The organism is Novosphingobium sp. SL115, assembly GCF_026672515.1.
Classification (GTDB): domain Bacteria; phylum Pseudomonadota; class Alphaproteobacteria; order Sphingomonadales; family Sphingomonadaceae; genus Novosphingobium.
On the sequence record NZ_JAPPRG010000002.1, the window covers coordinates 1,772,278 to 1,783,908 of the forward strand.

Annotated in this window: 10 protein-coding genes; 1 reads left to right on the forward strand and 9 read right to left on the reverse strand. The window is 59.0% G+C overall.

The features are described from left to right. Positions 1 to 45: 45 nt before the first annotated feature. The 5 genes from OVA07_RS10140 to OVA07_RS10160 all read right to left on the reverse strand — a co-directional run bounded on the left by OVA07_RS10140 (position 46) and on the right by OVA07_RS10160 (position 6,392). Complete coding sequence (locus OVA07_RS10140; RefSeq protein WP_268172674.1) at positions 46 to 1,380, reverse strand: family 1 glycosylhydrolase; 1,335 nt, start codon at positions 1,378 to 1,380, stop codon at positions 46 to 48. A gap of 69 nt (positions 1,381 to 1,449) precedes the next feature. Then, the gene (locus OVA07_RS10145) at positions 1,450 to 3,825 is read right to left on the reverse strand and encodes a TonB-dependent receptor (protein ID WP_268171307.1); all 2,376 of its coding nucleotides are present in this window, start codon (positions 3,823 to 3,825) and stop codon (positions 1,450 to 1,452) included. 2 nt (positions 3,826 to 3,827) lie between these two features. Further along, positions 3,828 to 5,045: an MFS transporter gene (locus OVA07_RS10150; protein ID WP_268171308.1), complete on the reverse strand. Its 1,218-nt coding sequence runs from the start codon at positions 5,043 to 5,045 to the stop codon at positions 3,828 to 3,830. Positions 5,046 to 5,077: 32 nt separating this feature from the next. After that, on the reverse strand, positions 5,078 to 5,482 hold the full coding sequence (locus OVA07_RS10155) for a C-glycoside deglycosidase beta subunit domain-containing protein (protein ID WP_268171309.1): 405 nt from the start codon (positions 5,480 to 5,482) through the stop codon (positions 5,078 to 5,080). After that, entirely contained in the window at positions 5,475 to 6,392 is a 918-nt protein-coding gene (locus OVA07_RS10160; RefSeq protein ID WP_268171310.1) for a sugar phosphate isomerase/epimerase family protein, read from the reverse strand. The genes OVA07_RS10155 and OVA07_RS10160 overlap by 8 nt, the downstream gene beginning before the upstream one ends. A 153-nt stretch (positions 6,393 to 6,545) precedes the next feature. On the opposite strand from OVA07_RS10160, the gene OVA07_RS10165 reads away from it, so the two are divergent. Continuing rightward, positions 6,546 to 7,169 (forward strand): TetR/AcrR family transcriptional regulator, encoded by a 624-nt coding sequence (locus tag OVA07_RS10165; protein ID WP_268171311.1) that lies wholly within the window; start codon positions 6,546 to 6,548, stop codon positions 7,167 to 7,169. Between the two features lie 109 nt (positions 7,170 to 7,278). Here the strand turns inward: OVA07_RS10165 and desA are convergent, their stop codons facing one another. The 4 genes from desA to OVA07_RS10185 all read right to left on the reverse strand — a co-directional run bounded on the left by desA (position 7,279) and on the right by OVA07_RS10185 (position 11,589). After that, complete coding sequence (gene desA / locus OVA07_RS10170; RefSeq protein ID WP_268171312.1) at positions 7,279 to 8,667, reverse strand: syringate O-demethylase; 1,389 nt, start codon at positions 8,665 to 8,667, stop codon at positions 7,279 to 7,281. Positions 8,668 to 8,905: 238 nt separating this feature from the next. After that, on the reverse strand, positions 8,906 to 9,163 hold the full coding sequence (locus OVA07_RS10175) for an ATP synthase F1 subunit epsilon (RefSeq protein WP_268171313.1): 258 nt from the start codon (positions 9,161 to 9,163) through the stop codon (positions 8,906 to 8,908). A gap of 47 nt (positions 9,164 to 9,210) precedes the next feature. After that, positions 9,211 to 10,653: a F0F1 ATP synthase subunit beta gene (atpD, locus tag OVA07_RS10180; RefSeq protein WP_268171314.1), complete on the reverse strand. Its 1,443-nt coding sequence runs from the start codon at positions 10,651 to 10,653 to the stop codon at positions 9,211 to 9,213. Positions 10,654 to 10,716: 63 nt separating this feature from the next. Further along, on the reverse strand, positions 10,717 to 11,589 hold the full coding sequence (locus tag OVA07_RS10185) for a F0F1 ATP synthase subunit gamma (RefSeq protein ID WP_268171315.1): 873 nt from the start codon (positions 11,587 to 11,589) through the stop codon (positions 10,717 to 10,719). Positions 11,590 to 11,631: the final 42 nt, after the last annotated feature.

Genomic DNA, 11,631 nt, shown 5'->3' on the forward strand with positions numbered 1-11,631 from the left:
CTTTGCCAGTTTGCTCCATGCAGGATGGCAAACAATGTTGCGGTCCTATAAACTGTTCCTGAGCGCAATATCGGCCAGCACGCGGCTGCTGGGCTTGGCCGTACGTTTGAACGTCTCTCGATCAAACGAATGCAGCCCGAAGCGGTGGTGATAGCCAAAGCCCCATTCGAAGTTGTCGATCAGCGACCAGTGGAAATAGCCGCGCACAGGCACCCCATCATCCATTGCCCGCTTCAGTTCGGCCAGCGCTTGAGGGATCAGCCACTGGCGCAAGGCATCATCGTCGGAATTGACGCCGTGTTCGGTGACATAGACCGGAAGCTTCGTTGCCTCCCAGGCATAGCGCGCGACTCCTGCCAGCGAACCGGGCCACACTTCCGCACCACCTGCATTGCGGCGGGCATCGACAGGCGGCGGCAGCGCGCCCTTGTCGTTCCATACCTTGCGTTCATAATTCTGCACGCCGATGAAATCGCACGTCTGTGCAGCCAGCCGCAGCCATTCGCCGTAGTAGCGCTCGCGGATGGTATCGCGCATCGAATTCTTGCCGATGGCCTGATCATCGATGATGGCAAGGCTGACCCCGACATCAAGATTGCTGCGCACCGCTTTTATCGCGGCAACGCCTCGGCGGTGACCTTCCATCATATTGGCGCGATAGGTTTTGGGATCGGGGACATAAAGCGCCACGCCCGGCGAATAGAGTGGCACGCCAAGCTGCCGTGCGACTGCTTCCTGCGTGGCGCGGTCGCCTGCAACAAGCTGCGCTGGCAAAATCTCACCGATAACACCGGCAAGGTTCGGTTCGTTCAGCGTGGTCGCCAGCGCCATTCCTTCGGCCAGATGACGAGCAGCACGATCGCATAAGCGAGCAAACAGATCAGGCGACTCCGGATTATGCCAGCCCCCTTGGGCGGCAAACCAGCGCGGCGTCGTAAAATGGTTGAACGTGACAACCGGATTTAACCCCCGCGCCCTGCAACCCTCGATCATCGCCTTGTAGTGATCGAGCATGGCGTTTGAAAAGTGCCCCTTGTCCGGCTCGATCCGTGCCCATTCAAGGCTGAAGCGGTAGGAGTTCAGCCCCATGCCTTTCACAAGATCAAGGTCGACCGGCCAAAGCTCGAAACTGTTGGCGGCATCGCCCGACCGATCGGCAAAGATCGTGCCGGGGATGTTCTCGATAGGCCAAAGATCGGCGTTGAGATTGTTGCCTTCCACTTGATGCGCAGCGGTCGATGCGCCCCAAAGGAAGCCTTCCGGAAAAGCGCGGGGCACAGGCTTTGCTCCTGCTGCACGGGCAAAAGCACGTCCAGCGCCCACCATGCCTGAAGCACCAAGTGCCATGGCTGAGACGACTATGCTGCGGCGGTCGATCATGGTCATTTGCAGACGCTCCAGAAGGTGAGGGCCACCGCGCTGCGATGGCCCTGTTTCCTCATTTCAGGATCAGAAGTTGATCCCGGCTCGCACACCCAAGGTGCGGACGGAATCAAAGCTGAACCGCTGGTTAAGCGTCAGTACCGGTGATGCCGTGCCCACAGGGTTGGCATCGCCACCGTCCGAACCGATTGAAATCGGACGGATTTCATTCGTGCAGTTTTTGCAGAACAGGCTGAGATTCCAGTTCTCCGCCTTCAGACCAACGCGCAGGTCAATCGTGTCCCAGGTCGGAATAGTGAAGGCATCGCCAATGCCTGCCGACTGTGGCGAGCGGTGATAGTAGCCAATGCCGAATTGTGCTTCGAGATTTTCCGAAACGGGCGTTGCATATTCAGCGCCAAGCGTCGCGGTGAAGCGCGAGGACAGCGGCAACTGATAACCCTTGGCATTGAACGTGCCGACAAAGCCGGGCAGCGACGAATTGATGTTGGCTCGACAACCATCAGTCGTTTGCGTCGGGAAGCACTGGGCACCAGGATAGTCGTTGAACGTGGTATCGGCATAGGATGCCGACCCCGAAAGTGTCAGCCCTTCAGTTGGCCTTGCTTGGAACGAGAAGTCCACACCTTTGGTCGTGGCCGTTGCCGCATTGCTGAGCACAAAAGTGCGCAGTGCCTGAACAAAGGCTTGAACCTGAAGGTCATAGAACTTGGTATAGAAGCCCGACACGCTGAACGTCAGCGCACCGTCAAGCGCACGGCCTTTTACGCCCAGTTCACCGCCGCGGGAAATTTCCGGGCGGACTGCAAGGTCGGCATTCGGTGCAGGCGATGTATTCGAAAAGCCGGGGCCTTTGAAGCCCTCACCATAGAAGCCATAGAGCATCATGTCAGGCGTGGCCTGCCATTCCGCTCCGATCTTGTAGCTGAGATCGGTTGCATCCGTGGTCTGGTTCGTCACGTTGCGCTTTACGCCCAAAGTCACGAAATACTGGCCGAAGTTCTCGCGCAGGTCGATCTTCGCTTTTTCATAGGTCAGGCGCGCGCCAGCGGTAACCTTGAAGGTGTCAGTCAGTTGATAGCCAACCTGCCCGAACCCGGCATAGCTGTCCTGCGTCAGGTCATATTCGAAGTCCTGCCCAAGGAACGAGGTGTTGCTTACGCTACAGGCAGGCGGCGGACCTGCCACCACCGTTGCACCGATGCAGAAGGGGAACCCGCTGGCAACGAATGAAGGCACGCCGTTGTTTCCGCCACGAAAGCCTGCGTTGGTTCCACTGGAGCGGAAGTAATACAGCCCGACCTGACCAGACAGACGATTGCCGCTGGGCAGGGCAAGGCGCAGTTCCTGCGAATACTGGTTGTACTTCTGCTTCGACCCGTTGAAGCTGAAGAAGTTGAACGGGGTCTGGTCAGAGTCGAACTGGAAGTCGGTTTTTGCCTGCTTCCACGCTGTAATGCTGCTCAGTTCCAGTCCGCCCGGAAGCGCAAGGTTGATGTTGGCCTGAAGGCCGCCTGTGTCACTGTTGCGATAGTTGGGCGCTTCCGCTGCGAAGTTGAGGTTATCGGCACCGGCAACAAGGCCACGCGCCGGATACTGGCTGCCGGAACCAAATTCGCGGAAGGTGATGTCATAACGCCCGGTGATGCCGCGCTGGCGGTTGTAATCGCCGATCAGGTAAACTGAGAGGCTGTCCGTTGGTTCGAACAGGAACTTTGCGCGCACGCCCAGATTTTCAAGGCCCAGATCGTTGCGCACCGCAGGGTTCACTTTGGCAACCGTGATTGGGTCCTGATCGCTGTAAATGAAGTTGAGGCGCAGCGCTGCGTTTTCGCCAACAGGCAGGTTTGCGGTGGAGCGGATCTGATAGCCGGTGCCATCATCGCCGGGGCGTGCCCGCTGAACCAGTTCGCCATCCGCGTTGAACGACATTTCGCCCAGCTTTGGTTTATTGGTGGTGATGTTGACCAGACCTGCCGAAGCGTTCTTGCCGAACAGCAGGCCTTGTGGTCCGTTCAGCACTTCGACGCGGGCAATGTCGTAGAAAGCGTTAGCTGCATATTCGCGGTTACCCAGAACAACTTCGTCAACAACCTGCGAAACGCTGGCTTCAACCGTGTTGGCAAAGGTCGCAGTGCCGACGCCGCGCACGGAGAATGTATTGTCCTGCGCGACCTGCAGGCTTGGCGCCAGCTTGGTCACTGCGGTCAGATCGTTGGCTCCACGCTGCAGCAGCTGCTCTGAACCGACCACGGTCACGCTGACCGGCACTTTCAGCACGTTTTCGCTACGGCGTTGTGCGGTGACGATGATCTCGCCGGTGGCCTTTTCGGCGCTGGCGCTATCTTCGGCCAATTGGGCATGGGCGCTAGTTGACGCAAGCATCGCAAACGCGACCAGCGATACCGACTGGAACAGTCTTCCCTTGAAGTTGATTGTCATTTTTATACCTCCCTTTGTTGAATTGATTGCGCGTTGCGACCGGCCATTCGTGACAGACCTGCGGACGCCAAAGCCCCGATGATTGCGATGATACCCAAGACAAGAAATGCGCCGCCGATATCGGGCGTGATCGTGCGGGCGAGGGTGACGAACAGCGGGCTGGCAAATTGCCCAAGAAAGAAGCAGGCGCTCCACACGCCCATGCCGCGGCCGCGATGTTGCGGAGGCAATCCGTTCATCGCCCACAGCACCAGCGATGGAATAAGGATGCCAGCTCCAAGTTGCTGGATGCAGGCAAAAATTGTCATCGCGCTTGCGCTATCTGCTGTGCCGATGCCGATCATGCCCAGTCCAAGCAGCAGCAGGAAAACGGCGATTTGTGTGGCTGAACCAAGGCGACTGGACAGTGGCTTGAACACGATACCGCCTATGAACACGCCAAGGTTGGCCACTCCGACCAGCATCCCGACCTTACCCGGATCGTTCACGCCGATGCCTGCAAAGGCGAGGCCGATCTGCACGATGTAAACGTAGTATAGGCTCGCCGAGACGAGCGTTACGCCGCCTGCAAGCAGGACATGGTTCCAAGGAAATTGCCCGGCGGCATCGATTTCTTCGTCGGAATTCGCAAGGTCCGGTTCGAAGATCGTGAACCACATCGCCGCGAAGATTGGCAGCGCACAGCCGTAAATGAGGAAAGGCGTCTGCCAACTTGTCGATGCCAGATAACCTGACAGCGTCAGCACCGTAACGCCAAAAAAAGGTCCGGCTGCTGCCTGAATCATCAGCCAGGTCCGGCGCTTGTCTGGTGCGAAATAATCACCGATCAGCGTGTTGGTCACGGTAAGGATCGCCGCTTCGCAGATTCCCAGCGCAAGCCGCGAGGCAAAGACTGCGACGAGGCTTTCCAGAAAGAACGGCAGAACGCCGACCAGACCATAAATGAAGGTCGCCCAGAGAAGCAGTTCCCGCCGTCCGAAACGGTCAGTCAGCCATCCCATCAAGGGCGAAAACAAAGCGATCATAAGGCCGGGAGCAGTGACCGCCAGCGGCACCAGCGTTTGGGCTGCGGGATAATCTGCGAAGTGTTCCACCATGCGCGGCACGGCCGGGGCAAGCGCAACGATCGCCAGAATCGGCAGAAAACCGGCCAAGACGACGACGATGCCCTGTCCCGCACCCGCGCCTTTAGCCCCGGAGACATCCGGTTTGCCTTCCATCGCTGCTCTCCCGTTATTCTCTATTTGCCCGTTCAGGGCAGGATGATCGTTACGTGGCGCTCGTCACGAACGAAGGCAGGCTGGAACTCTGGCGGGAAATAGGGGTGTCGAAAGCGGATGCTGCTTTCGACACGGTGTACACCCGGCGCAAGCCCGCCGGGCTTGGGTACAACGACCGTAAGGAACTGCCCGACGTAAAGCCTCGCCTCGGTCTCCTGCGCCATTTGAGCGTGGGTATATTCGACATCACCCACGCGAACCGTGCTCTGCTCCGCCGGATAAAGCACACCATCAATGGTCAGATCGACACCTTCGATCAGGCTCAGCCGCGAACTGCGGTAGTTGGGCTGCCGAATGCGCAGCTCGAAGCCCGTCCGTGCGTTGTCCGGCCCCACATTGCGGAATCCGGTGCTTTGTACATGATGGCGCTCAAGCATTGGCCGCCTCCAGATCATATTCGGTTTCAAGTTTGCGGATCAGCGCGTGCTGGCGGCGGACTTGCTCAATGGCGACCCATGGGTCACGCGCACCTTCGTATTCGCTGGAGAGGTAGCCGGTGTATCCCAGCTTCTTGAGCATGGGCACGATCCGATCCCATGGGATGTGATGATCGTGCAGGTTTTCGTCGATGTGATGGAACTTCGCCTGAATGAACGGCACGTACTGGATCACATCAGCCAGATGCTCGACCGGCACTTTGATGCCGTTGAGAAAGCTGAGAGCACCCTTGCGGATTTCATCAGTTTCTCCGCCACCCCATTTGTCGAGGGGGCGATCCTGAAAGATGCCAGTGTCGATCATCAGGCCAAAGTTCTTTGAGCCGGTGCGTTCTATGAACGCGATGTAGGCGTCGGTAACCGGGTGCTTGATAGGTGTAGGCGCGTGGATTTCAGGCAGGATGATGATGCCACATTCGTGTGCCAGATCGAGGCTGCGCTCGATCGCGCCTTCCCAGATCGGATCAGGCGTCAATTCGCCGTCGATCACACCGAACTTGGGCCGCAGAAACTTGAAGCCGAGTTGGTGAGCCAGCCGCAAGTCCTGCTGAATCTGCGCAGCGCCTTCTGCCACGGTCATGTTGCGGTCGATTGTCAGGCGCGTATCGACCCAAGCGCCAAGATTGGTCGGTTCAAGCTTGTAACGATCAAGCAGGGCAAACCAGGAATCCAGCCATTGTACTGACGGGACAGGATAATTCGGGACGCTAGTTTCACCGAGGATCTCGATGCCGGTCGAACCGGTCCCTGCGACGTGATCGAACGCATCTTCCAGCGTCATCACCGTGCCGAGATCGTCAGTGTAGCTGTACAGCGATACGCCGTACTTGAAACTTTTCGGACCAGACACCTTCACCCAACCTCGCCATTACGTTTATTCAGCGACGCTTAATACGTGCTTATTAAGCGATGGTCAATATGGTGGTGCAGTCGATTTTCACGCTTCCCAGAAAGGTGGGGCGACGGGTTGCATGCAGAAGGATTTGGACGCAGAAGCAGCGCCATGAGTGGACAGGTCAAAGTGCGTGAAAAGCGCGGAAAACCGTCGCATCGCGATGATCTGCGGGCGGAATTGCTGGCCGCGGCCTATGTTTTTGTCGAGCGGGAAGGGCATGAAAGCCTGTCCATGCGACGACTTGCCGACGAAATAGGCGTATCTTCCGGCGCACCCTATCACCATTTTCCAGACCGACGGTCGCTGTTGCTGGCCGTCGCACTGGAAGGTTATCGGCGGATGTTCGAGTGGGATGAATCCTATTCCCAGGACATCACCCTCCCGCGTGGCCGGATAGAGCACAGTTGCCAGAGCTTTCTGCGCTTTGCGATGGAAAATGGGCACATATTCACGCTCATGTATGAAAGTGAACTGGTGCGGCCGCATTTGGCACAAGAGATACGTGATGCACAGGATGCCGGGTTCCAGCGCCTTCATGCAGACTACTTGCATGCGGCTCCGGGGCTGACCGACCGTGAACGGGCTATCCGTATTGCGACAATGTGGTGTGCTGTGTTCGGCTTTGCACTGCAGACGAACCGCCAGATGATCCGCTCCCCCCTTCCTGAGCCAAACCCTGACGAGCTTGCGCAGGAAGTTGTAATGCGGGCGTTACGCCTTCTGGATGATTGAGCTGTGGCCGGCAACAGACAGATGGCCAGTGCTGTGCCAGCCCATAGAAAAAGCGCCGGCCCCGTCGGGAGGGACCGGCGCTTTCGCATTCAGGTTTGTGGCCTGAAGCTTACTTCTTGGTGCGCCAGCCTTCGGCGTAGTTGTCGCGTGCGGCGGCAACATATGGCACTGCCGAAACGACAGCCTTGATCTCAGTCTGGACGTGGGGTTCGACGGTTGGCTTGGTAGTGCCGCCATTGGGCTCGCCCCACAGCAGGCTGACTTCGGTGCCGGGCGTCGCAAAGCCCGGTTCCATCATGGCAAGGGTCAGGAACTTGCCTTCGTTGGCGGTGTAGCCGATCCATGTGGACAGACCAACCATCTTGCCATCGACCAGCACCTGATCGAACGGGTGCATCGAATAGACTGCGCTGGGATATTCCATGAACTTGGCACGGTCGCCCGTGCTGAGTGCCGACGACTGGACCCGCATCACGTCTTCGTTGTCGAGCGCGAGGGTAACCTTGGTGCGATGGTTGCCAGCGGCAGCCATCTTTTCCAGCGCGGCGCGGCCGATGAAGTCATGGTCGAACTTCACGAAGGGACCATAGCCCAGATCCCATGGCGTGGTGTAGTAGCCTTCAATGGTTTCAGGCACATAGCTGCCGCCGACCGAGCACTTGGCTTCGTAGGAATTGGCCGAAAGCCATTCACGATAGGGGCGCAGTGCTTCGCCGGTGTAGATGGCGGGGAAGGGCGAAGGGATCCAGCCCGATTCCAGCGTGTTTGACGAATAGGCGCGGCCACCGACCAGCGCCATCTGAAATTCCTTGCCCGCTTCGACCAGCGCTGCGTGAACCGCGCCATAGTCTTCCCACGGACCCATCAGTTCAAAGCCCGGCTGGCCAGCCATGCCATGACGCAGCGCGCGCACTTCCTTACCCCCAATGGTCATACGGGTCATGTGGAAGAACTTGAGATCAGGGGCAGTCTTACCGGTGGCCTTTTCGATGATCTTCATCGCGTTGGGGCCCTGGATCTGGAAGCGATAGCTGTTGCGCTTGCCATCGGTGCGCATTGCCCAGCGTTCGTCACGTTCGAGGGTTACGTTCCAGTTGCCGGTGGCAGCGTGGTATTCAACCCATTCGATGGTCGGCGCGCGGCCAACAAGGTTGAAGTGGTTTTCGTCGAGATAGAACAGGATCACGTCGCCAATGACATAGCCATCGGGGGTGACGGGCACGAACTGCTTGGCGCGGTCAGGCTGGAAATTCTTGAAGCTGTTGATGCCGAGGTATTCGAGCATCGCGAAGGCATCGGGGCCTTTTACCGCAAGATCGACCATGTGGTAGGACTGGTTATAGAGAACGGCAGTGTGGCCCCATGCCCACTGTTCGTTGCGCCAGTTCGAGAATTCCGAAGGGACGCCCGGATAAACGTTGGGGCCTACCTGCTGGTTGCGGACGAAGTTTACAAGGTCACCCGCGCCTTGGATGACCTGTTCCAGGTTCTGCGACATACTCTCAACTCTCCCGATGCGATTTCGCGGATATGAGAAGTCTATGCCTTATTTTCGCGTGGATGAAAAGTTCGCAATGCCGAATTTAGCAAAAAAATGTATGTGTCGCATACGATGTGGATGTGTCTCGACTTCGCTCGACACGAACAGAACTGGGCGTGAGCGCAGGCACATGGGGCACAAACGAAAAGGGCCGACCCTTTCGGGCCAGCCCTTTCAGTATAGCCGGTGCGGCGGATCAGCCTTCGACGTGTTCGGCCAGAACCGTCAGGCCCTTGGCGCCGACTTCAGCAAAGCCGCCCTGAACCTTGATCTCTTCAGGGGCAGAACCTGCCGACTTATAGACCTTGATCGCCCCGTCCTTCACCGTCGACATGAATGGCGCGTGGCCTTCCAGGACGCCGAATTCACCATCGGTGCCGGGAACGACGACCATGTGAACCTCTTCCGAACGAACGAGGCGGGCCGGGGTGACGAGTTCGAAATGGAGAGACATGTCTTGCCTTTCAGTCTCCCCGGACAAGGCCGGGGAGCTATCTCAGATCAGGCGTCAGCAGCCAGCTTCTTGGCCTTTTCGACCGCTTCGTCGATGCCGCCGACCATGTAGAACGCCGCTTCGGGAAGGTGGTCGTATTCGCCGTCAACAACTGCCTTGAACGAACGCACGGTGTCTTCGACCTGCACGAACTTGCCGCTGATGCCGGTGAACACTTCTGCGACGTGGAACGGCTGCGACAGGAAGCGCTGGATCTTGCGAGCGCGGGCAACGGTGAGCTTATCTTCTTCCGAAAGCTCGTCCATGCCCAGAATCGCGATGATGTCCTGCAGCGACTTGTACTTCTGCAGCGTTTCCTGCACGCGGCGGGCGGTGGTGTAGTGCTCTTCACCGACAACGGCGGGCGTCAGCACGCGCGAGGTCGAGTCGAGCGGGTCAACCGCCGGATAGATGCCGAGTTCCGAGATCGCGCGGTTCAGCGTGGTCGTTGCGTCCAAGTGGGCGAACGAAGCGGCTGGCGCAGGGTCGGTAAGGTCGTCGGCGGGAACATAAATTGCCTGCACCGAGGTGATCGAACCCTTGGTGGTTGAGGTGATGCGTTCCTGCAGCTGGCCCATGTCGGTGGCCAGCGTCGGCTGATAGCCCACGGCCGAAGGAATACGGCCGAGCAGTGCCGACACTTCCGAACCCGCCTGCGTGAAGCGGAAGATGTTGTCGACGAAGAACAGAACGTCCTGGCCTTCCTGGTCGCGGAAGTATTCTGCCATGGTCAGACCCGACAGCGCAACGCGAGCGCGGGCGCCCGGCGGTTCGTTCATCTGGCCGAACACGAGAGCCACCTTCGAGCCGTCCGGCGTCGGGTTGCCATCGGCGTCCTTGGCGATAACGCCAGCGTCGAGGAATTCGTGGTAAAGGTCGTTACCTTCACGGGTGCGTTCACCAACGCCCGCGAAGACGGACACGCCGCCGTGGCCCTTGGCGATGTTGTTGATCAGTTCCTGAATGAGAACCGTCTTGCCAACGCCAGCGCCGCCGAACAGGCCGATCTTGCCGCCGCGTGCATAGGGAGCGAGAAGGTCGATGACCTTGATGCCGGTCACGAGGATCGCGGCTTCGGTCGACTGGTCGATGAATTCGGGAGCCTTGGCGTGGATCGGGGCGGTCTGTTCCGCGCCAACCGGACCACGTTCGTCGATCGGTTCACCGATCACGTTCATGATGCGGCCAAGCGTCTTGGGGCCGACCGGCACCGAGATCTGCGCGCCAGTGTCACGCACCAGTTCGCCGCGGGTCAGACCATCGGTCGAATCCATCGCGATGGTGCGGACGGTGTTTTCGCCGAGGTGCTGCGCGACTTCGAGAACGAGGCGGTTGCCGTTGTTTTCGGTTTCGAGAGCGGAGAGAATCGCCGGCAGTGCGCCGTCGAAGGTCACGTCGACGACGGCGCCGATGACCTGGCTGATCTTGCCGGTAGAGGTTGCGGTGGCCATGGTTGTTTCCTTGCCTTCTATCTCGTCGTCAGAGCGCGTCAGCGCCCCAAACTTTCGTTGTTGCTAGAGCGCTTCAGCGCCCGCAATGATTTCGATGAGTTCGGTGGTGATCGCAGCCTGACGGCTGCGGTTGTACTGGATGGTGAGCTTATTGATCAGCTCGCCCGCGTTGCGCGTTGCGTTGTCCATCGCGGTCATCGAAGCGCCCTGTTCGGACGCTTCGCGTTCCAGCAGAGCGCCGAAAAGCTGTGTGGTGACGTAACGCGGTAGCAGTTCTTCGAGGATTTCTTCCTCGCCCGGCTCATATTCCACCACAGCGTCGATGGCGACAGCGTTGGCAGGGGCAGGGACGGGGATGATCTGCGTGGTCACCGGCAACTGCGTCAGCGCGTTCTTGAACTCTGGCGCGACCAGATGAGCGACATCGAACTTGCCCGCCTCGAACATGGCGATCAGTTCATGTGCGATGGCTGCAGCTTCGTCAAAGCCGGGGGTGCGAACCAAACTGGTATCGTATCCGGCGGCGATGCCGTTCGGATAGTCACGCCGGATCGGTGCACGGCCCTTCTTGCCGACAAGGTAGAAGGATACGGTCTTACCGGCCGCTTCAAGCGCACGCGCCTGCAGCTTTGCTTCCTTAACGAGGTTGGAGTTCAGACCGCCGCACAGCCCCTTGTCGGTGTTGACCACGACAAGGAGATGACGCTGGTTCGAACCGGTGCCGCGCATCAGCAGCGGCGCATTGTCCTGCCCCGCAACCTTCGAAGCGAGGCTGCCCATGACTTCCGCGAGGCGGCTGGCATAGGGGCGCGCAGCTTCGGCAGCAGCCTGGGCCTTGCGCAGCTTGGCCGCCGCGACCATCTGCTTGGCCTTGGTGATCTTCTGGGTCGACTTGACCGAGTTGATCCGGCCTTTGAGTTCCTTAAGCGAGGCCATGACGGCTCCCTTGATCCGTCGCCCCGGCCCGAAAGCCGGGGG